At 56.0% G+C, this 22,103-nt stretch carries 18 protein-coding genes and 1 pseudogene; 10 read left to right on the forward strand and 9 right to left on the reverse strand.

Going from position 1 to position 22,103, the window contains the following annotated elements; all coding sequences use genetic code 11:
- Positions 1–310 precede the first annotated feature (310 nt).
- Entirely contained in the window at positions 311–1,225 is a 915-nt protein-coding gene (locus LIX15_RS29930; protein ID WP_227779277.1) for a glycosyltransferase family 2 protein, read from the reverse strand.
- Between the two features lie 201 nt (positions 1,226–1,426).
- Between LIX15_RS29930 and LIX15_RS29935 the strand changes: the two genes are divergently transcribed.
- Together LIX15_RS29935 and LIX15_RS29940 are read left to right on the forward strand one after the other, a co-directional pair.
- A complete protein-coding gene (locus LIX15_RS29935) occupies positions 1,427–1,987 on the forward strand; it encodes a helix-turn-helix domain-containing protein (RefSeq protein ID WP_227779061.1) in 561 nt (186 codons plus the stop codon).
- A 320-nt stretch (positions 1,988–2,307) separates the two neighbouring features.
- Complete coding sequence (locus LIX15_RS29940) at positions 2,308–2,823, forward strand: cupredoxin domain-containing protein (protein WP_227779062.1); 516 nt, start codon at positions 2,308–2,310, stop codon at positions 2,821–2,823.
- Positions 2,824–4,062: 1,239 nt separating this feature from the next.
- On the opposite strand, the pseudogene LIX15_RS29945 reads toward LIX15_RS29940, so the two are convergent.
- The 4 genes and pseudogenes from LIX15_RS29945 to LIX15_RS29960 all read right to left on the reverse strand — a co-directional run bounded on the left by LIX15_RS29945 (position 4,063) and on the right by LIX15_RS29960 (position 7,093).
- A pseudogene (locus LIX15_RS29945) lies at positions 4,063–4,417 on the reverse strand (DUF2200 domain-containing protein).
- A 190-nt stretch (positions 4,418–4,607) separates the two neighbouring features.
- Positions 4,608–5,003 carry a VOC family protein gene (locus LIX15_RS29950; protein ID WP_227779063.1) on the reverse strand — a complete coding sequence of 132 codons (396 nt, stop codon included), beginning with the start codon at positions 5,001–5,003 and terminating at the stop codon, positions 4,608–4,610.
- A gap of 4 nt (positions 5,004–5,007) precedes the next feature.
- Complete coding sequence (locus LIX15_RS29955; protein ID WP_227779064.1) at positions 5,008–5,325, reverse strand: ArsR/SmtB family transcription factor; 318 nt, start codon at positions 5,323–5,325, stop codon at positions 5,008–5,010.
- 727 nt (positions 5,326–6,052) lie between these two features.
- On the reverse strand, positions 6,053–7,093 hold the full coding sequence (locus tag LIX15_RS29960; protein WP_227779065.1) for a lysylphosphatidylglycerol synthase transmembrane domain-containing protein: 1,041 nt from the start codon (positions 7,091–7,093) through the stop codon (positions 6,053–6,055).
- Positions 7,094–7,765: 672 nt separating this feature from the next.
- Between LIX15_RS29960 and LIX15_RS29965 the strand changes: the two genes are divergently transcribed.
- Complete coding sequence (locus LIX15_RS29965; protein WP_227779066.1) at positions 7,766–8,890, forward strand: hypothetical protein; 1,125 nt, start codon at positions 7,766–7,768, stop codon at positions 8,888–8,890.
- 5 nt (positions 8,891–8,895) lie between these two features.
- Here LIX15_RS29965 and LIX15_RS29970 read toward each other — a convergent pair whose 3' ends face one another.
- Both LIX15_RS29970 and LIX15_RS29975 read right to left on the reverse strand, forming a co-directional pair.
- Entirely contained in the window at positions 8,896–9,183 is a 288-nt protein-coding gene (locus tag LIX15_RS29970) for a hypothetical protein (RefSeq protein WP_227779067.1), read from the reverse strand.
- Positions 9,184–9,187: 4 nt separating this feature from the next.
- A complete protein-coding gene (locus tag LIX15_RS29975) occupies positions 9,188–9,409 on the reverse strand; it encodes a helix-turn-helix transcriptional regulator (protein ID WP_227778378.1) in 222 nt (73 codons plus the stop codon).
- A gap of 331 nt (positions 9,410–9,740) precedes the next feature.
- Here LIX15_RS29975 and LIX15_RS29980 point away from each other — a divergent pair, with 331 nt between their 5' ends.
- The 5 genes from LIX15_RS29980 to LIX15_RS30000 all read left to right on the forward strand — a co-directional run bounded on the left by LIX15_RS29980 (position 9,741) and on the right by LIX15_RS30000 (position 18,539).
- Complete coding sequence (locus LIX15_RS29980; protein WP_227779068.1) at positions 9,741–10,049, forward strand: hypothetical protein; 309 nt, start codon at positions 9,741–9,743, stop codon at positions 10,047–10,049.
- 24 nt (positions 10,050–10,073) lie between these two features.
- Positions 10,074–11,441 (forward strand): TrbL/VirB6 family protein, encoded by a 1,368-nt coding sequence (locus LIX15_RS29985; RefSeq protein ID WP_227779069.1) that lies wholly within the window; start codon positions 10,074–10,076, stop codon positions 11,439–11,441.
- Positions 11,442–11,498: 57 nt separating this feature from the next.
- Entirely contained in the window at positions 11,499–14,717 is a 3,219-nt protein-coding gene (locus LIX15_RS29990) for a VirB4 family type IV secretion system protein (RefSeq protein ID WP_227779070.1), read from the forward strand.
- A complete protein-coding gene (locus LIX15_RS29995) occupies positions 14,717–15,769 on the forward strand; it encodes a DUF8128 domain-containing protein (RefSeq protein ID WP_227779071.1) in 1,053 nt (350 codons plus the stop codon). The genes LIX15_RS29990 and LIX15_RS29995 overlap by 1 nt, the downstream gene beginning before the upstream one ends.
- A gap of 82 nt (positions 15,770–15,851) precedes the next feature.
- Positions 15,852–18,539 (forward strand): type IV secretory system conjugative DNA transfer family protein, encoded by a 2,688-nt coding sequence (locus LIX15_RS30000; RefSeq protein ID WP_227779072.1) that lies wholly within the window; start codon positions 15,852–15,854, stop codon positions 18,537–18,539.
- Here LIX15_RS30000 and LIX15_RS30005 read toward each other — a convergent pair.
- Positions 18,536–19,054, reverse strand: coding sequence for a helix-turn-helix domain-containing protein (locus tag LIX15_RS30005; protein ID WP_227779073.1), 519 nt, complete (start codon positions 19,052–19,054; stop codon positions 18,536–18,538). The genes LIX15_RS30000 and LIX15_RS30005 overlap by 4 nt on opposite strands.
- A 1,384-nt stretch (positions 19,055–20,438) precedes the next feature.
- Here LIX15_RS30005 and LIX15_RS30010 point away from each other — a divergent pair.
- The gene (locus LIX15_RS30010; RefSeq protein ID WP_227779074.1) at positions 20,439–20,753 is read left to right on the forward strand and encodes a hypothetical protein; all 315 of its coding nucleotides are present in this window, start codon (positions 20,439–20,441) and stop codon (positions 20,751–20,753) included.
- Positions 20,754–20,996: 243 nt separating this feature from the next.
- The gene (locus LIX15_RS30015) at positions 20,997–21,302 is read left to right on the forward strand and encodes a hypothetical protein (RefSeq protein ID WP_227779075.1); all 306 of its coding nucleotides are present in this window, start codon (positions 20,997–20,999) and stop codon (positions 21,300–21,302) included.
- A gap of 369 nt (positions 21,303–21,671) precedes the next feature.
- Here the strand turns inward: LIX15_RS30015 and LIX15_RS30020 are convergent, their stop codons facing one another.
- Positions 21,672–21,887 (reverse strand): DUF4177 domain-containing protein, encoded by a 216-nt coding sequence (locus tag LIX15_RS30020; protein ID WP_227779076.1) that lies wholly within the window; start codon positions 21,885–21,887, stop codon positions 21,672–21,674.
- Between the last annotated feature and the right edge of the window lie 216 nt (positions 21,888–22,103).

Genomic DNA, 22,103 nt, shown 5'->3' on the forward strand with positions numbered 1-22,103 from the left:
TGTGGGACCGTTCCTGAACGTTCTGAAACAGAAATAAGAAGTTCCGTCCGCAACAAGCGAGGGCCGGGGAGGCCCGAACGCGTTAGGGCGGAGTAGTTCACTCAGAATAATGGATTTGGTATAACCCTATGACAGCATGTTGAGCGTGATGTGATCCCTACCCTCTGTACTCATTCACGATATCTCCTTTTCTCGGCCCATGGCTGTTTCGACAACGCAACCACAATAACACGCTAGATGATTTGTTCGTTAGAGGCGGTAGACTGGATCACCCTACTCTTCGACTAATGGGTTGTCCTCGGACGGGTCACTACTCGCCAACCGTTACGTCGAACTTCTCGCGCCAGCGGTATCGCCGGCCGCTCCAGACGAACGTCCGGCTGACGAGCCCGTACAGAACGAGAGGCACGAACACGAATAGCGCCGGGTAAGCCAGCACGGCCGTCCACCGGCGGACGCCCAAGACCTCGTTGACGGCGAAATGTAGCACCGTCAGGACGGCCGCCACTGGGAGCGGGGCCAGGACCGCACCTGTGAGGACGAGCAGCGAGATAAGCCATGTCCCGGCGATGGCTCCGGGGAAATGCCACCGGAGAATCTGTGTCCACCGGACCGGGCGCTCGACCGCCTCGTGGATGGTCCCCCCGATGGGAACAATGCGCGTTCGGCCGACCGTCGTCACTTGGAGATACTCCATGAGGAGCCCATCGTCGCTGACAGTTCGCCGGAGTTCATCGAGAAACGCAGCCTCGTCGAGGTCACCGCACTCGAATATAACTGCACCGCCCCATATTTGGTTGCCGAGGTACAGGGGTAGCGAGCCAGCCGAAGCGTACAGTGGTTCGAGCAGTACCGACAGGAGATCTTGTCCGACGAAGTACGGCACCTCTGATACCGGCCCGTAGTCCTCATACTCGATGTTAAGTGTCGTCAGCCAGTCTGGGGGGTGGTGGAAGTCGTCGTCCGTCCAGACAAGGCGGTCGTGGCGCGCGGCCTCCATCCCGGCGGCGATGGCGTTGGCCTTCCCCGAACAGCCTTCCGGCTCTCCAGCGGCGATGAATCGGACACCCTCGAGGTGGTCTTCCTGCGCGGTGACGGGGTCGTCCTCGCTATCGTGGATGATCAACAGTTCGTCGCTGTCTTCGAGCTGGGCGGCCAGCTCCGCGCATGCGTCGGTCCACTTCGTCGTCGGTAGGAGGACACTCGTCGGCGGGCGGTCATACATGGTGCTTAAACCTCTTCGCTCGGGGGCGATGAGCGCGTTGCCGGTGATCCATGGACGTTTATGGTCAATGACTATAAGATGGCGCCCAATCGGTAGTACATGCGCTATGTCACCGTCGTGGCCTACCCCGATGGGGAAGGAATCAACCGGCTCGATCGGCGGGTCAACGAGCTCGGTCTGGAGTATCGGGCCCTCCATCGCATGGAACTCCTCGCCGACGACACCGTCGCGATATTCGCCGAGGGCCGCGGCGACGTCGAGGGGCTCCGTCAAATCTTGTCGGAGTCGCCGGAGGTCTTAGAGTTCTCGATCTCCGGCGACGATGCTGGGTTCTTCTCCTACACACGCTACGCGGCAGACGACCTGACCCGGATACTCATGGAAGACCGGCGCGAGTCGTCGTATCTGATCGATATGCCAATCGAGTACACCGACGACGGTGGTCTCCGGGTGACCTACATCGGGACGGAGGCGGCCTTCGCCGACGTGCTCTCCGAGCAACCAGAGGGCATCAGGTTAGAGGTCGAGCGGACCGGCCCGTACACGCCCGGCCCCCGTCACGTCGTCTCCCGGTTGACTGAGCGCCAGCGCGAGGTGCTTCGGACAGCGGTCGATCTTGGCTACTACCAAGAACCTCGCGAGGCCACCCACAACGAGATCGCGGCGGTGACAGGGCTCTCCGAGACAACGGTCGGCGAGCATCTCCGGAAAATCGAGGCGACTGTGTTCTCCTCGCTCCATGTTGGTGCCACCAATCGGTGAAGCGACCGGCCATCTCAGAGGTATCCGGTGCTGGTCAGCTACTCACTCTTTGCGACTGAGCAGCTGTCGGCATAATCGTGATTTTGGGGAGCGGCTCCGAGCTGAATGGGAGTCCCACTGCCCCCGAACCGCTGATGTCATGGACGCACTTCTACCGACGTGAGGATCTGAATGCACCGGTCACTGAAGCACGGAGCGAGACTGTTATTCTACCTCTATCACATCGGTTGGAGTGATCAGCATTATATGATTTAATTACTACTTATAGCCATGAACAGTGATCCAGCCTTAACTGCTCGTAGATCGTTTCTGAACGGCACATGATACCAGAGAACCCAAAAGGCGGAGATAGAAGTATCTCACGACGGCAATTTATCAAAAGTACTGCCACCGGTGTTGTAGTCAGTTCAGGCGGGATCGCAGCCGCAGCACAGAACCAGCAGCCTCTCGATCCAAACGAACCGATCGAGCTTGCCGGGCAAGCGTCTGGGTGGCAGGGCCAGGCACCACAGTCCATCGAAGGACGACAAAACCCGACCCTACAGTTGCAGGAGGGCGAGATCTATACTGTCAGGTGGACAAATATCGACGGTCAGCCGTACACCTTTACCGTGCAAAACAACCAAGAAAACAGTATCAAAGCCATCCAGCAGCTTCAGGGCACAACAACCGACAATAAAGCGATTCCTCAAAGTAAGACGGTCAAGATCACTAATTCGTTGTCAGAGCAAGACGAATCACAGACACTCCGTTTTGAAGCAACCCCAGAGATCGCTTTCTACCGCTGTACTGTTCATCCATCTTCCATGGTCGGAGAAGTGCGTGTACAGAGCTGAAGATAATAATCTTGTATTATCCCTCACTAAATAACTAAAGACTCGGACGAATGAGAGCGACTGAAGCGCTACTAACAGAATCTCCTGAGGAAACAGTACAGGTCGAACAACTACGAGAAACAGCGGAATCGCTTGCGGAGCGCCACGCTGACCTGAAACCTAGAGCTGTAACTTCCTCCTCAAGCTCTCAAAGGGCAGGCTGAGTACTTTTCTCATTGTTGAATTCTCCTGAGCACGATCCCCCCATTCCAACTCAGCCTCATCGACTGAGCCGGGGTGGCGTCAGTGCTCATGCACGACCTCGACTGAGTTCTACTTATACCCCGAGAACTGTTGAAGGGTTCGCGTTGTTTGTGAATGGTAGTAATTCAGCAAACGCGGTTCTAATTGTGTGGATGGATAACATGATGTGAACTGGTATTCTAATCCGTGGACGACTAAACACTACCACTTCCCACTTCATTCTTTGAGGGCGTCAAAGACCGATTAACTAAGCGGAAGTAGATGAACCTCGGGACTCCCGAATCGATCGGTGTTCAATTTGTAGTGGGTATTTACCGGAGTTTATACAACTATTGGCTGTCATCTATGACTTAGATGAAGCCAGCTCGGTTCGTAACCCTTAGTTTCGTATATAGTGGAATAGTATTACTGGCACAGTACGCTTTCCTCTTTGAGTCTCCTATCGCTGTCATCACACAACTTGGCGCTGGCCTCTCCATCTTGGGCACTGGACTCCTTCGATTGTACAAGCCCGAAGAATATGAACAAAAGCCAACGAACTACGGGCTACTAGCCTACGGAATGGCAATCCTGGCCCTCGTATTAACTGCGCTGTTTTTCGTCCAAATATTCATGTTCTAGACGGAAGCACTCTTTGTTCGATCTATGTTCTCTATATCTAGTATGAAGTCGATTTTCTGCTCCCTAACCTCATAAGCAGCAGTGGATTCTCTCAAAATTTTCCTCTCAACGGTTGCTTGTGATGTAATACGAATTCATCGTTAATCGTCACTATGGATAGCGGATGAAGAGAGGGTATCAGCTCCCTTCATTATTGCGTAGAGTAATCCGGTGGGGAGAGCGGGATTTTGAATGATCGCGACAAGAGTACTTCGCACCCAAAAATGGAGTTCGACGCCGAATGCTGCAATGAATTCATTCAGAAAATGAGTGAGTAGAAATCCAATCAAGATACTGCCCAGGTCGGCGAGTAGGGTATGTTAGCGATGTGATTTATTACTTCCGCAAAATCTTCTCCATTGCTTTTCCCCTTTGCTAACTCATCGATTAATTTATCCACGTAGCGAATTTCCTGCATAGTTGGCTCTTCGATGTCTTGCACTCGGACACCGCAAATCACACCCTCAATCAAAGCCCGCGAAGGGTTCAGTTGAGGAGCTTCCGCAATGAAAGTCTCAAAGTCTGTCTGTTTTTCCAGTTGGGATTCTAACTCTTCCTGGTCATATCCTGTCAACCAACGAATTATTTCATCAACTTCTGTTTTCGTGCGTCCCTTTTTCTCAGCCTTAGTGATATAAAGGGGATAAACACTTGCGAAACTCCTTGTATAGATCGAATGTTTTGTCGTAATTATTTTATCTTGCTGTTATAATTCTCTTCTGCCTCGAGTAAGTGTTGATACTACCAATCACGTTCTTCTGCTGCGGTAGCGGAGGCATCAAGGGGAGAGTCTACATCACCCACAGCAGTGGCTGCGTATCTGGCGGCATACACAGCGTGGCTGGGAACGTGGGTTGTTGGCTTGGACCGCCACGTTCATCTCACTGCTGGACGATCTGGATGAGGTTCCCGCACGTATCGTCGAAGACAGCCATCGTGACGTCCCCGGCGGTCATTGGCTCCTGGGTGAACTCGACGCCTTGCTCGCTCAGGCGTTCGTATTCGGCCTCCACGTCCTCGCACCCGAACTGCGTCCAGGGAATGCCGTTAGTGGCGAGCGCGTCGCGGTACGCCTCGAGCTCCTCGGCCACTGCTGGGTTCTGCGTGGGTTCTAGGAGTAGCTCGACGCCTTCGGGTGATTTTGGGCCGACCACGGTCAGCCATCTTGCCCCGCCCGCCGGGACGTCGGTCTTCTTCTCGAAGCCAAGGACGTTCGTGTAGAACTCTAGGGCCTTCTGCTGGTCATCAACGTGTACGTTTGTTACAGTAATTTCCATTTGGTTAACTCCTCTCAGTTTCTGTTTCAGTGTCGTTCTCAGCCAGTCGGTTTAGCCAGGCTGCTGCCGCCTTGATATGGCCTTCGCCTGCGAACTCCAGGACCTTGTACTTGCCCCGCCGGGTCGAGGCGATCAACCCGGCCTCCTCGAGGATGTCAAGGTGTTTGCTCACCCCTTGCCGGGACATGTCGACGTCGTGCTCCATAGTCAGGCGCACACAGAGTTCGTAGAGCGTCTGTTCGCTGTTGTCCGTCAATTCCTCTAGGATCAACCGCCGAGTACTGTCGGCCAACGCCCGGAACACGTCGTCGTTGGAGGTCATGAGACAACATGTAACTAGATGGTTGCATGTATAGATAAGTCTACCGGTGAACCGTGAGGCCGAACAAATAGTACACTCTGGCCACTGTCTCAGCCCATCGGGCTTACATCGAGTACGTGTAGAAGACGCGATCCCCTCTGCGGTGGTTGCGGGCTGCCAGCGGGTCACTTCTTTCGGCCTGGTTCACCAACTTCCATACCTTTCGATGGTCCAGGGAAAGCAAATTGGTATGTCTGCACTGCCAAGCTCACGAAACCAAGTGTATCGATAACTAAGCGGTTGTCGGTATCAACGTATCCGTTATAGAATAGCCGTGCAAGATGCGCGCCCTGTATTCAACACAACTCTTGAAACCTATCACCATCCACTGTTCATTCTAAACAATAGGCAAGAATAGGATTCCGCTATACCGCATATTCGCTTGCAAACTAAGCTGGAGTCTGTCCACACCTGCTTAGTGCAACAGGCGGTAGTGATACGAACGGATCTCAACTAAGTTATTCCGAGTTCACTGTCGTCTAAAATCATAACCAGCAATAAAATCACCCCCCTACCGAACTCTCGGGGGAGTCGATGGTGTCTTTCTGGGCTGCCCAATGCCTCTACTTCCGGATTCCCCGCCACCAATCCGATGCTCATTGGCTAGTACAATCTACTAACTTCAGTAAGGGTACGAGCTCAACTGCGCCAGCATCAATACGGTGATTCACCCGAGGGAACCGGGATTTTAACCGGCAGTTGTCCCGAACGCGTCGACACCGACCCAACTCACGACGAATCCGCCGATGAGAATCGGAATCCAGTACACAGAACCACGGAATATCACGACTGCAGCAAACGACGTCTCTAATCCAACTGCGATACTCGGTAAGCTTGCAAGAATCGCCACAAGGACAGTCTCAATGCCACCAGTACCACCCGGAAGCGGTGTAATGCTGGCGAGGGTACCCATCGGGACAACGAACAGCATCACCGAGAACGGAATCGATGTCCCGATTGCCCAGAACGCCGCCCACAGTGCAATCATTTGAAAAACCCATCCGAGAGTTGAGGCAGTGAGCGTAAGAACGATTCCTCGGCGATTGGTCGCTATACGTTCAATTGCGCCAAAGAACCCCTCAATCCTAGATTTGATACCGGAGTCGTCGAGAGGTGAGATACCAGGCAGAGCTTCCGTAAGTCGCTGGACGAGTGGTGTGAGCACGGATTCAAGTCTCTGTTCAACGGCGTCTCGATTCCGCCATCCGAGGTAAATCAACGCAGGGACAACAGCGGCGAGTCCGACCACAAGACCAATCGCAACCCGTAACCGTTGACTAAAGGTGATTTCAGTGGCGAAGTACGCCGCTCCGATAAGCGCAAGCGTGACTGACGGCAAGAAATTGATTGTATCGACACTCGCAATCGCTGCGAGGCCGCGCTCGTACTCCGTCTCGGCAACCTTCGAAATGAGGAGGGCTGCAACAGGTTCTCCGCCTGCCTGTCCGAATGGGGTCACATTGTTCGAAAACATGGCCCCGTTGAGAACGAGGAACGACCGAACCACCGAGAGGCGTACACCTAGAACTGCTAGTACTGTCCGAAGACCAAGTGCCCATGCGGCGAGCCATCCAACTGTGACTGCACCGACGAGGACGACGAGACCAGCATCAGCGCGCGACAACACTCGGAGGAGATCCTCGATACCCACAAGATAAAGTATCCCACTTAGTATGACGAGAGTACCGAGGAATCCAACAGCGGTGACTCGTCGCTGGTTCGTAGTCATAGCATGTCTGCACCCAGCAACTGTATCAATCCACTGGCCTTCTCGCGAAGAGCGGTACGTCAGAAGTGGGGATGATCAGCTATCGCCCTGTGTCGGCTGATTCGCCTGCTCAGTCTGCACTTTCACGAGTGGATTCAGCACTCGCCCATGTGACCGCGCCATTGAAAGTCCCGTGATTAATTTGCAATTTTTCGATTGACGTGAGAGGCGGATTTCGGCCGCTGTATGCGGCATTTCTTTAATTGGTTCTCTGCTCATGTCTCTCCGTCCTGATCGATATTAGTTAGTTAGTACGGGATACTAATTGACTCGAATTATATCTTAATCAAATCTAACTTGTATAATTATAATAACCTACGAAAAACTTATCTAGATTGATTTAATAACGTATTCTAGAAACAACACCTGCACCGAGCCACGAGTGATCCCCCTATGACACCACCTCCAACCGTTGACACAGATAATCGCGAATCGCACAGCAGACGGGCATTTCTGGCGACAGGCGCAAGTGTTGGAGCGACAGCTCTGTCGGGTTGTCTCCTCCCGACAAGTTCGGGAGGCGAGAGTGTACCGTCCACAGGCCCGACAAACAACAGCACAAACGCAACAAACGGTAATTTCGGATCGATCGATCCCAAGCCGTGGCGCGGCGAGTTCCGCAATGTGGTGAACATGGCGAAGGCAGGCGCAGATCCGACTGGAGACGAGGATGTCTCGCCCGTAATCCAGCGCGAGATTGGGAGTGATACACTCCTCTACTTCCCACCCGGACGCTACAAAATGAACAGCCAGGTTCGGCGCGTCGGGCTTCAGAACCTCGGCATTATCGGGCAGAACGCGACGCTCGTTCACGGAAAAGTGGATGCAATCCATGGATTCGATGTGACAGCGGGCGAGTTCCACGGTCCTGCCCAGCACTTCAAAATCGGAATCCCCGATAATCCACACCGAGGCAAGTTCCTTTTCGGTGGGTTCACGCTCGATTGGCGAGGAGAAAATCAGGGGATGCAGGTGTTGAATCACCATACGGCTGGAACGTCGGAGATTCGCTCGCTTCGCCAGGTCGGGATGCATTCGCTCGGGTGCCAGGGACCGCTGCGGGTCCACCCGGCAACAGAGGAAGCACGAGCCCGTGTGAGCAACGTCGACTTTCGCTTTGGTGGGCTCACATACCAGAAGACGATTAACACGCGTGACACCTACGACGGTGGGCCGTACGCTGGCCGTTCGTGGGCGACATCAGGAATCACGATGCACCCGAAGGCACATGGATACCTCCGCGTCGAGAATTCGCTGTTCGGTGGCTGGCCGGATAACGGTATTTACGTGATTGGCGGCCATCCAGAGACGGGCTATGCGATGGTTGAAGTCGTGAACAGTATCGCGGCGAACAGCCAGGCGTCGAACATCCGTGTTGGTGGCAATAACTCACGGATTCACAACTGTGTGGTAGTGACCGACCGCTCATTTGGCGAGGAGTTCTACTACGAGCAGCGCCCGATTCGCATCGACGATGGCACGTGTACGGTCTCGAATACGAAAATCGTCCAGACAAAGCCGACGGGATGGTCGCTGACGGTGATGCACGGTGTTGAGAAAGCAGTGATCCAAAATGTGGAGGTGACAATCAGGGGTACGCCAATGAAAGCGCTAGTTGTCAACGACGACGTTGGCCAGGCAATAGTCAAGGACTTCGTGATCAACACGCCAGGGTGGAATGCATCGAAACAGCGAGTCATTCGGAACGGAGGAGCGACGCTCACGAACGTGTTTCTCGACGGCGAAAAAATCGCGTGAGGTTTTCAGACGCGCTCGAATCGATCGCCATTCACCGGGAAGACGCTCCGTGCATAGAACTTCATCAGATACGCAGCACCAAACCATGAGAAAATAACCATCCACCCGCTCGTATCTTGTGAAACGTTGAGAATATACAGTGCAACCGCACCTACGCTCCCGAGGACGACGATCTGTATCAGACCGCCGACGAGCAGGACTTTGATGAGACCGATGAGTATCGCGGTATGACGCCGTACTGTTTCTCGCGCGGTTTCGTTTGGTGCTTCGATCGATAACGGTGGGATTTGCATGGCCTCATCCTCCATTCTCCTCATCAGCAAGTGGATCGTCCACTAACTCGTACAATGCGGTCTTCGCGTGAATGTTCTCAAGATAGCCGGCAGCGGCGAGGATTCCCAAGCGATTGTGGATGTATTGGCGTGAGCGACCGGTTTCGTCGACGATATACGATTGAGTAGCGCGTCCTTCTCGAAGGAGTTCGAGAATTTCTTTGTCGACATCTGTGAGCGAGACCATGCTACTGGGTTTGTATAGGAGCATGTAAAACAGCCCTATTCCGGACTACTAGTACTTTACGGATACACCAACAGTATTCGGCAACACAAGACAAACCACTGTGTCCGTAAAGTATTTATCTAGAGATCTAGATCTCATAGTGAACACGATGATTGAACAAAAGCCGAAATCGGATGAAACAACCATCTCAAGCCGGTTTCAACAATTCAAGGACTACTCACTACAGAGCTGTCACTCTCAGAACCGCTTGATCATGAAGATAGGTGGTGTCATTCCCGTTCAATCCATCCGAAAGAGCGTTAGTGCCATCACCCTGTTGTCAGTGTTTTCAATGCCGGTCGCAGCACAAGCGACTAACGAAGCAAGCGACGTGATGTGCTCATCCGGCCTTGGTCCTGTAATCACACTCGCATTTGGGATGATCACGCTTGGGATGATTCTGCTCTCGGCGTTCCGCGGTGCCATCGCGATAAACAAGATAGGGAGTGCCCGATCGGACAAGAAAAAAGAAGGCCGCGAGGCGCTCAAGGGTGCGATCATCACGTTCCTTGGCGCGTGGTTCTTCCCACTGTTCGCAGTCGTCATCGACAAAGCAGGCGTGAGCACGCTCTCGTGCGTGAATTTCGCGAACATCATGTGAGCCACATGGCTCACTGTTCTGACTATGATTCGGAATCGTAACACCAGCTGGCTGTCGGTGCTCTGTCTCGTCGCGATAGTTGCACTACTCACTACTCCCGTCACCGCACAACAAGTCGCAGCAAACAACTCAACGACATCTCAGCATCACTGGATCGGTGGCCCAAGTACTGGACAAAGATCGCCTCCAGACAACGTATCGACAACGAACGGTACCAATTCCACGAACGGCAGCAACGGAGGGAATGACAACGGCGGTGGCATTCTCGACGGAATCGGCCCATCGATCAACCCAGCAGATATGGCGAAGGGCCAGCTCAAAGCAATCGCTGGGATTTTCCTCGGACTCGGGAAGGGGATCGCGAATACAGTTCGCCATAGTGTCGCCTCGATTCCCGCCCCAGGCCAACCCGACAAACCGAGTACCTGGGTGAACCCACAAAACGGCGTGTGGCCCGGTGTATATCGAGCCGCCCAGTGGACCTCTGGTCTTGGTGCGGTCGTTCTGATGGCCGGGTTCGGCATGTCCTTCTACCGATCGGATCCCTACGAGAAACGTCACGCCTGGAAGCGCGTTGGTATCGCATTCATCATGCTGGCCACAACCTGGATCATCCCCCCACTTATCCTCCACTTGGCGAACGAGACAGTGATGTCCATCGCACCCGGCGGTGCCGAGTTCATCCAGACGAACTCAAAGCTCGCGAAGCTGGGCGTTGGGATTGGTTTCGGTGTCATTCTCGGTATTGTGCAAACCGGGACGGTAGCGGTTGGAATTCTTGTCCTCGGCCTTGAACGCGCGCTCATTTATTTGAGCGTGTTTCTGTGGCCACTCGCCTGGGCCTGCCGGAGTTACACCGGGTTCCTGAAGAGCATTGGTGACACGTTCGTCTACCTCTTTGGCGTCGTGATCGTTACGAAGCTCTTCCAGGCACTTGTCCTCAAACTCCTCGCGGAGCTTCCCTGGACATCCTCACCACTTGGTGTGCTGGAGACATCCGCACTCGTCGTCGGTGGTCTTGGATTCGCGTTGCTCATTCTTCCGAGACAGATGCTCGCGCACGCGAATGACGCCGCTTCGGTTGCCCTTGGGACGTCTGCATCGAACCAACGGAAGGCAGGTGAATACGTCGACAAGGCTGGTGAGCGCGTCGGCCACGAAGTTCATGAGAAAGTCCAGGACTACCGCAGCGACGATTCGAGTTGGGAGCAGTCGGAGAACTCGACATTTCGTACAGGTACCTCAGCGAAGGTGGACACTGTGAACTACCGCTCGGTGGATAACGCACTGAATGCCGACGGTGGTATCGACGCCCAAGAAGCTCGCGAAGAGCAGGAACGCGCTAATTACGAACTCAGCCAAGGCCGTGAGATATTGCAGCGATACGACTAACCCCCGTTTCGGTTCACGCCGCCGTCCCAGTGCAAGGCTGGGAGACGGACCTTACCCATGACAACCAATGAAGAGACGCCGAAAGATCCGACCCAACTCGTCCCGCCGTACGTCGATTCCGGACTGGATTTTCATGGGGTCAAAGTAAACAATATGCTTTACGGCGCGCCAGGCGCCGGCCTCATGGGCATTAGTGGCCTCGCCGCTCTGTTCGGTGCCCCACTCGTCCTCTCTGCTGTGGGCGTCGGTGTCGGCGCTCTGGGTGGACTTGGCGCCTTTGGGCTCGCGATCTCCTCCGACGAGTACACCTCGGGACTGGACCGGATCAAAAGCCCACTTGCACAGCTGAAGGCCAGCCGTCGCCTGCCGAAGACGAGCGACGAAGCCGCAACCGTCCACGGCGTGAAGCGGATCCACGTCGACGGCACCGCCGAAATGGACGACGGCCGCCTCGTTGCAATGGCTCGGATATCCGGCCGAAATACAGCGATGCAAAAAGAGAGCGAGGCGCGGGAGATGATCGGCCGGGTGCGGACCGAACTCGATCAGCACGTGAGCGATTTCAGTTTCCGCTTGTTCAGTTCGGCGCTGGAAATCGACCCACGCGACGTCATCGACAAATACCGCGCGAAGCTCTACTCCTCGGAGTACGCCGGCGAGGAATGGAAACTGGCCCGCGAGCTGCTTCGGAGCGTCATTCAGTGGACCGAGAACACCGACTTTCCGCGGTTCGACGCTCGGGAATGGCAGCACTATCTCGTCGTCGAGGTCCGCCCGGACGAAGTTGCGGTGTCGGATATGACCGACGACGGTGAGATCTGCTCGTTGCTGTTCGGTGGCGACGATGAACAGTGGGAGGCAAAGCGGCGGCGGATGCAGCGGGAAGTGAAAACGCGCCTGTCTCGCCTCTGTCGGGCGTTCGGGAGTACTGACGGGTGTGAGACGACCCAAGTGGGTCCGGCCGAGCATGCGCTTCTCTTGGGGCGCTACTGGAGCGGTACGGAACACTCCTTCGACACTGAGCGGGTGACGAAAGATATCGATGCCGCGGTGTGGCCGCATAGTGCCGAGGAAGGCGACAGCCCGCGCCCGGAAGCCGTGGATGCAACCGATACACCACGGACGGGTGTCGCGGACGTCGCGACGGTCGAAGCGACAACGGACGGCGGCACCGTCTCGCAACCAATCGCGGCGAGTACCCACGCTGACGAGGACGTCGACGAAGACACGTCGTTCCTCGCGCAGGTTCGGGAAGGGTTGCTCGCCCCGCTCACGGGTGGCGACGATGACGGCACCGGCTTGGCCCACGATCGGGTGCAGGAACTCCTGGCCCCACAGACGTTCGACGCTCGCGACGGCTACGTGCGCACGGGCCAACAGTACTGCCGAACCTACTGGATTGCGGATTGGCCGGTCGAACCGCGTGAGAAGTTCCTCGAGCAGATCTACACCATGCGAGGCGTGGATGTGGACGTCTGTCTAGACGTTCGCGAGCAAGACAAACGCATGACTGAGTTGGAATTAAAGGACACGATTGGGGAGATCGACGCGAACATCGACGAGCGCAAAGACGTGAGCGACGTCTCGGCGATTCTCGTTGAAGACGACCTCGACCCGTACGTGAAGATGTACAAGCTGCTCCATCACACGCAAGCCCAACCATGGGACTTGAGCGGCTACGTGACGGTTCGGGCGGGAACGCGCCAGGCGCTCGATAAAGCCGAGGAGCGGATCGAGGAAGGATTGGCGACCGAAGACGACCAAGCGTTGGACATCGCGAAACACCGGGCGCTCGAAGACGACTGCGATAAGGTTCGGGACACCCTCGAAAGCGCACCCGCTCACCTAACGGTACTCGCCCCGGAACAGCGTCAGGCCGAACTGTTCGAATCCTGCTCGCCGAACGGGCGGGACAAATTCGCCGACGTCTCAACGCGCGAGCGCTATTCGCTCACCCTTTCGGGAACGATCGCGGCCGCCTTCCCACCGGTGTCCGCCTATATCGACCAGGAGGACGGTGTCGAGCAGGGTCGGAACGTGCAGAATGGGAGTGAAATCATCAAGGACCAGTTCTCAGTGGCACCCGGCCACCGACTAACGATCGGAAACTCCGGGAGCGGAAAATCCTACCACGTCGGCAAGCAAGCCACCCGGTGGTATCTGGCTGGTGAGGACCGGACGCTCATTCTGTGCGATACAATGGGCGAGTTCGGGAGTCTCATCGAACTCATGAACGGCCAGCACATCACTGTGGATGGCTCACAGACGATCAATCCGCTCCACATCGAGGAGACGCCGGAAGCGGCGCTGGCAGCATCGGGGAATCTAGATCCGTACGATATGAAGTTCACCGAGGCGCGCAACTTCATTCTCGACATGATCGGCGACGAAGCCGGCGAGTTCGCCCCGCTCGTCTCCGATGCACTGAACGCGACATATGAACAGGCGGGCGTGCTGAAAGCGGACGTTACCACGCACAAAGCCGAGAACAGTCCAACGATGGCTGATTTCCGGGAGATCGTCAACGACATGGGCGAAAACCCGGGCGAGTACGTCGATTCAGAACTGGAGAAAGCACAGATCAAAGAGAACGCCGGGCCGCTCCTTCGCCGCCTCAGTGGCTTCAAAGAAGACGGTGAGCACGACGCGCTCGTCGGAGAATCCGAGGCACACATTCGCCCGGGTGAAGTGTCGTACCTTGACCTCCAGCAGATTCAGGGCCTCGGCGCCGCGGCGGACAAGGCGACCATGCTCCAGCTGATGCTCGGACAGGTCTACCAAGCGGTGAAACGAGCGCCGAGTAAGACGCTGTTCGTGATCGACGAAGCGCACTACCTCTTTCAGTCGAAGGAAATCCTGTCATGGCTCCAGCAGTCGGCGCGCCACTGGCGGCACTTCAACGCCGGGCTCTGGTTTCTCTCGCACCGTCCGAGCGACTTTGCGAGCGCTGACGACAAGGACATGCAAGAGTCCAAACGCGCTATTCTCGGCCAGGTTCCGACAACCGAGTTCTTCTACACGGACAAACTAGAGGAAGATGACGCGAAGACGCGCTTCGGGATGAACGACGAGCAACTGAACTTCATTACCAGCCAGGCCAAACGCGGGGAGGACGGCCTGGGCTACACTGACTATCTTGTCGATTACGCGGACGTCGAAGGGTGGATGCACGCCCAGGAACGCGCCTCGCCCTTCGAGGACGTGATCTATAGCTACAAAGCGAGTGAGGACGGCCCGTTTCGGCCGTACATCGAAGATGAGTGGGGTGAGATCTGATGGGGCTGTTCGGCAGCGACGAAGCAGCCGGCGAGTACACCGCGACACAACTCGACGGGTCGTACACCCAAACCGTAGACGAGACGCCGGGTGTGTTACTCGGCATTCGCCCCTACAAAGACAATCAAGGTATCGTCGACGGTGCCGCGATGCTCCAATCGCTTCATGACGTTCGGACGAAGGGGCTTCGGAGTAAGAACATCAGCCAGCATCACTCCTTCGAACTGTGGTTTGACGAAGAGAAGCTGAAGTTCTACATGCATGCCGCCGATGAGGACGCCGCCGACAAGTTCCGTCGGCGCGTCGCAAACAGCTACTCGAATACCCAGGTGTTTCGGGTGGAAGGTGGCGATGCATTCCCGCAGATCCGTCCTGACGACTATATCGCCGGCGCGGAACTCGACTTGAACCGGCACTACTACTACCCGATTCGGAACCATCAGGGCGAAGGTTTCGAGCGCGACCCATACGGCGAAATGACGAGCGAGATGCTCTCAACACTGGAAACGCGGGTCGTCGTGCAAGTTGTCTTTCGCCCGGCGAAGAACGACTGGACCGAAGGCGATGGCGGGCTCTTGTCCCGGGATGAGGGCGTCGACGACGTCGCCGAAGGGCTTCGGTCGGACCAGGTCGTTGGGTGGCTGAACCCCCGCACTCGTGACGCGAGTAAGAAAGACCGCGAAGCCGCGGATATCGTCGAAATGCAGCGCGGACAGTACGGTTTTCACACCAACATGCGGATTCTCGCCGCCTCGCCGGACAAGTACGAAGCCGAATCGCGAGCGCGGGGTGTGGCGGGCATGTTCACCCGCTACTACAACACCATGACCGAGCAGGGGTTTACCGACGCGCCTGTCCCGGCCAGTGAACGAGCCTCATTCATTGAGAAACTCCACGCTCGCGAATGGGAGGACCGTGAGATGATTCTCTCCGTGAACGAACTCGCCGGTGCCGCACACGTCCCGAACAAGGAGATTGAGACGCCGAAAATCGACTGGCGCTACGCCCAACGTGGCGGCGAAGTGCCGGCCGACAGTCAGCGCGAAGAGTAACAGCGGCGACGCTCCCCTGTTTCCCGGATGGTTCACGCCGTCACGTCGGTGCAAGTCCGACGCTGGGCTTTGGTGATCCACGATGTTCGATAACCTATTCGGCGGCGACGAGTCCGACGATGAAGACGACACTCCCGTCGAGGACGCCGATCGCGAGGACGAGATTCCCGATGAGCTTCGCGCACCGACGGGTGAACCGTACCAGATAACGCCGACCGGGAACGACCGGATTGGCGGTGCCGAGGTTCTCACTCACACGGAGGAAAACGACGTCGTCGCCGGCCCGAAGGTCCGCCAGCTCATCGAGGGGTCGCGCGACCGTCCCAAGAGTCCGCTCTGGATTGGCTACAATGACAGCGCCCAGGAGGGCTTTCGCGAGGTGCCGATCGAGTTCGATTCGCTCTTTCAGCACAACTGGGTGTGTGGGACGACTGGCGCCGGGAAGACGACCGAACTTCTGAACTGGATGGTTCAGTTAGCGTACGCCGGTCACGGGTTCGTCTACTTCGACCCGAAGGCACGCGATTCGAAGGAACTCCTCCAGCTGCTCCCGGAGGACCGCCTCGATGATGTGGTATGGATTGAACCCGGCGACGAAGACTTTGAGCGGGACGTCGGCATCAACTTCCTCGAAATCCCCGAGACGGACAGCCAGGTCGAATTAGAACGGGAGATAGAGGACCGCCTAGAGAACTTGAAGGCAATTCTCGATAACGACGACTATTGGGGGCCGCGCATGCGGGCGATTACCGATAGTATGGGCCGCGCGATGATGAAATCGGATAAAGACTATTCGGTGATCGATTTCTACTTTGTGCTGCTCAATCAGGAACGTCGTGAGCAGTTCGCCGAGGAGGTCGAGGATCCCTACATCAAGGAGTTCGTGAGCGAAATTGCGGAGATGGACGACGACGCCGTTCGCCCCCTCCTATCACGAGTGAAAAACTGGGTTGAGAACGGTGTCATTCGGCGGATTATCGCCCAGCGTGAGAGTTCGATCGACTTTCAGGAAATCATCGACGAGAACAAAATCGTGATCGTCCGAACGCCGGTCTCGAATCAGGACGTCAAACAGATGATCACGCTCGGGGTCATGCGCCCGATTTGGAGCGCCGTGCAAAGTCGTTCCTTCGAGGACGGTGAGAACGAACCGTTCTTCGCCATTTTCGATGAGTTCGACGCTATCGCGAGCCAGAATCTCGACGTGAAGAATATGCTCGCCCGGGCTCGGTCGATGAAACTCTCGGTGACGATCGCCTGCCAGTATCCCGAGCAACTGAACGAAGCGGGTGTGCTGAGCGCCGTGAAAGCGAACTGCAACAACCCGGTGATCTTCCGGCTGCCGAACGACGAAGACGCCCGTCCCGTTGCGAAGCTATTCAAGGGGTACACAGATGAGGATTTGATGGAGACGGAGAACTGGCAGGTGTGGACGAAAATCCCGATCAAAGGCGGGATGCAGTACTCCGACCCGCTCAAGATACACACCTTCGCCCAGTATCCGCCCCTTCGCTCGGAAGCCGACGCCGAGGAGGTGATTTGCCGAAGCCTCGAACAGTATGGGAGCCCGCCGGTCACCGATGCCGAAATTCAGCGCGAGTTACCCTACGGCGACCTCCAGGAAGGCACTACGCCGACCAGCGCCGCGGAGATCGACACCGCGAACGACGAGCGAATGCGGGATTTAGCACTGAAAGCCGTCTTCGACACCTCTATTCGGGATGGCAATCCCAGGGGTTTCGTCCCGATAACCGCCTGTCTCGACCGCCTCCGGCGCCATCTCGGTGTGAGCAACGGGTTGGAGACGAGTGGGAAAGCCTGGCGCCATATCTTCAAGAGCATTCCCGAAACGCACCTCGACCACGAGGAACGCGACGGGGACATGTACGTCAAAGTACTCACGAAGAGCTTCATGCAAGTCGGAGAGAAGGAGAACGACGGGAGCGCCGAACACTGGGCGCCGATGGAAGACGCCTACGTGCCACTGACGCAACTCGGGTTCATCGTCGACATTCCCGCACAGGATACCAGCGACATGCCCGACGCGACCGCAAGCGTCGAGGACGCCCTCAACATCCCCGACAACGCAGACAACGAGGAGATCGCCGACGCCGTCACGCACTACCGAGAGTATCATCCCACCCTTCACCGCCTGGCTGGAACGAAGGACGTCTACATTGAAAGCGAACACACAACCGGAGATAGTCAACCCTCACAGACAGTCCGCAACGTCATGCAGGCGGTGAATGAGGGGCGGCGGTGCTTGCTCGTTTCTCGTGAAGAGACGGCCAAGCGGGTTCATACGACACTGCTTAAGGAGCCAAAAGGGAGCCACAAGAACCACCCGGTGGATGGCGAACGACGGTTCTACACACTGACAAGCGGCGTCACGATCGACGGTGACGCCATGACTCGGCCCGGGAGCTCGAATAACGTCTGGGTGTACGAGGAGAGCAGTGGTGAGTACGTCCTTCGGGACGACAACGGAACGGAACACGCCCGCTTCGAGAGTGCCGAAGCCATCTTCGAAGACGAGACAGCCTATCCGATGGGTGGCGATCGGCGGATCAAGGCCCCGATCATCCCTGAGTATGACACGGACATGCTGGACATCATCGTGGTCAAAGAGGACGCGAAGACGCCAGCAGACTTGCTGGTCTATCGGGAGGACGGGAACCATGTCCCGCTGGATATGCTCGTCGACCAGGAGGAAGAGCAAGCAGAGAGTAGCGACGAGAGCGGCGGGGATATCATCGACGCGCTTCGCTAATTCACGCCGAGCAGCTCACGCATTTCGGCGACATTCTCGTCGCTTACTGCATCGCTTTGGGACGCCAACAGGACAAGCGCCTTCTTGATTTTCTCCTGGTCGTCCAGTTTCTCCTCGACAGTTTCGAGACGATTCTCGACGGCGCTAACCCGCGCCGCTGTCTCGGCCGTTGGCGGTGGCGTCAGCGCCGTGTCTGTCTGCTTGATGAACTCCTCGGCGAACTCGGTCAATCGCCAGATCCGAGCCGGGCGGCCACCGCCAGCGGGGTACTCTCGCTCTCCCGTATCCTCGATTAGCCCCCACTCTTCCAGTGTCACCAAATGGTGGTTAGCGCTCCCTGTCGGGACGTCGCCACGCTCGCGAAGGATGGATGTATTTAACTCGGTTTCATCGCTGTTCGCGAAGGCCGCGAGGATGCTCCGGCGGTGCTGGCTCCCCTGGTCGAGCTTCCGCTCGATGATCTCCATTTTTGGCCCGTGGTACTCATCGTCAGTGGCGGAATTGTCAGTTGGCATAACCGGTCACAAGCAAGGATAACGGAGTGAGATAACAATAATATTCCGATTGTACCAAGTTGGTTTGAGATTCCCGAAGGGAAGCCGTGGGAAACAACATCGGACAAAAAATAACGAAAAGGAAGGTCAACAGCAGAAAGGTGTGGGATGTGACACGAAGAAAAGCATAGGAAATACTGGAGTGTCGAGCAAGACGGCACCCCTGAAACGAAGTGAAAATAGCACCCCACAGTACGAGTGAAACGGCACCCCAAATAGGCGAGAAAAATGGACACCCAAGACAAGCGCGAGAGACGACCGTTAGAACGGAGGAGTACCAGGAGGTCCCACAGTATATAGTGGACAGTCCGCCAGGCACGAGGGCGTTGAGAGAGGTGAGAAGTGACCCGAAAAAACAAACACAAACAATACTCGAAACGGGACAGTCCCCAAACGAGAAAACGAACCCTCATGGGCCCGACGGAATGGGACAGTCTCTAATCCTCAAACAAACATAAATTTCCAATGGAGAGGAGATAGTCCCACGGACGAGAAAACAACACAAATAAAACCCCGAGAGGGACAGTCAGGCCCGCTACGTACCACAGACAAGCGAAGGGAGTGCAACGATTGACAGTCAGCCGGGCACTATGAGGAAAACACCCCCATGGAAGAACGTGGGACAGTCAACGACGGCGACCGCCGGGAACAACTGGCGCCAGGGGAAGACAGCCATGCGAAGGGCGTCGACAGTCCCGCCGTGCTGCAGCGCACCTTCTGGGTGTAGAATGAGCCTTCCAAGATACGAGATGCAACAGTGACGATCTGACGGCGTCTCATAGCAACTAAATCTGAGAGTGCGATAGCACAGTTGGGTGCCAACGATCGAAACTGTGGGGTGCCAGGTTTTTCAGATCAGTGTCCGCCAGAGTGCTGAAGCCCAACCTCATGACAGTGCAAGGTACACACGCGAGAAGCGTTCACGTGGGACTGTCGAGTAGCAGTATCAGTGAGGATAGGATGTTGGTGGCCTTGATGGTCCACCCATCACCCTAGAAAGTGGGGTGCTTTGCTTCTCCTTCAATCTTTGCTAGTCCTCCGTAGAACCATCACGTTCCCGTACGCTATCTAGGAATCCTTGTGACGCCTCTCATCAACAATAGTCTATGCAATACTCCCGACCAGCAGCACCTTGGGGAGCAGCGGACTGTCAGCCGTGCTGAGAAGGGGAGACTGTCCGAGATTACAACGGAAGTCCGGTGTCCCGTGAGGGGGACTGTCGACCAGGCAGGAGCCGTTTCACTTCCGCTCTCTATGGCAGAGAGTTAGATACTTTCCTATCCGTTGTTCTGGCATACTCCGGGAGACGGTACTCTTCGACGCCCTACATAGTGAGCTGGCCGCGGTGCTTGATGATCACCGCGAGATCGACAGCGACCGCATCGCGACGACCATCCTCGAAAATGACGGTGGCAGAAAGCTCACTATTAGGATTGTCGACGACGGCCACGCCGTGTTGACTTACAACCGGCTGATGAACAGCATCAGCAAGACGCCGATCGAGAAGGACCACCTCGACGGGAACGGGCGCCACCACGTCGACCGTCACCGAACAGAGGGCCAGGTACTCGAAGCCGTCCAGGGGCTTGGTCCCGAGTTCATTACATGGATGCACCCACGCTACCGCTGGGTTTTCGAGCCGGAGTACCGCTCCGAGTGACGCCATGGATGACTGTCAGCCGGGCTGGAGAACAGATGAAAGACGCTGTGTCTCGCGGCCGACTGTCGACTGTCGGTAAGCCAGCGGGATGGACTTTAAATATATAAACACGAGTTGTCATGCAAGTCGTGTATCTGGCACCCGATTATCTGAGGCCGATTGTCCACCATTCGGCAGGGCGTCATTCGGGCGACCTGCTCTTAGGGGTAATACTTTAGCCCCCGCCTCTCATCACAGTTATCCATGTCGCAAATAAACTTCAGAGAGATCGCCCGGCTGAAAATAAGCCGATTGGGTGGATATACAATCCAGATCCTTCTGATGGGGATGGTCTTTGGTTGGATCGCAGCGACTCCCATGCCAACTCTCATCAGAATGCTGGAGCAGCAAGGTTATTCGGCGATGATGGCGGAACTGGGCGCATTTTTGTTCTATCTATCGCTGTACCCCATCTTCGCGATAGCCGCCACAAGCGTGTTCAGTGACCGGAAGAACGGACAGTCACTGTGGGGCGCGTTCACAGGTTCGGAGGATGGGTTTGTTGCGTGACCTTCTTTCAGTACCGGTCCTCTGACTCAGCTCCTAGAGATAGAGCGTGAGCCTGCGAAGCGAGTGAGAGAACGTATGTTCTGAGAATTATCAAACCAGCAATCGTGAGCCAGACCGCTATCAGCTCGTCTTGAACAAGATATGAGGTGAAACTGTCTCCGAATAGATATGAACACCAGAAGCGCCTTGTTCGTTCACTGTGCCACTCCGCCAATGAACGAGTTCTCGTTCGACACTACGGTATAAGTTCGATACCGCGACATCGACACGCTCGAACAGGTCAACAACGCCGTCTACATCTCGTACCACGAACATGCGCGCTCGAAGTACGTCGACTGCATCGCGAGCGTCGGGTATGACGGACCGTCGTCACTCGGCGGGGCGTCGGAGGAACAGTTCGGCACCGCCCCACCAGTTGACGATGACCTCGTCGAGTTCCCATCCGTCCGCCGCGAGGTCGTTCAACAATCGTTCGGTTTCGTCGCGCTCGATTCGGAACCACAGATAGCTGGTCGGCGCGTTGACGACCTTGTACTCGTAATCCGCTCCGCCGCTCATACGCCGTTCGCTCGTTGTGTTGCTCACAGTGTATCCAATGGATGTGTGAAGAGAAAGTTGTTCTGCTCATCTTGAAATGCTGTAACATCGATTTTTATAACAATTAACCCACTGACCAACAATGGACGATGAGTCGGCTCGGGTGTCATGAGACGAGGTCAGTGAGACCGAGTAACCGATATACGATGTGTATTCAACACGGACCGAAGAATACCTATTGAATCTGTCATAATTATCGACGAT

The sequence above is a fragment of the Haladaptatus pallidirubidus genome (assembly GCF_020700235.1).
In the GTDB taxonomy this organism is placed as follows: domain Archaea; phylum Halobacteriota; class Halobacteria; order Halobacteriales; family Haladaptataceae; genus Haladaptatus; species Haladaptatus pallidirubidus.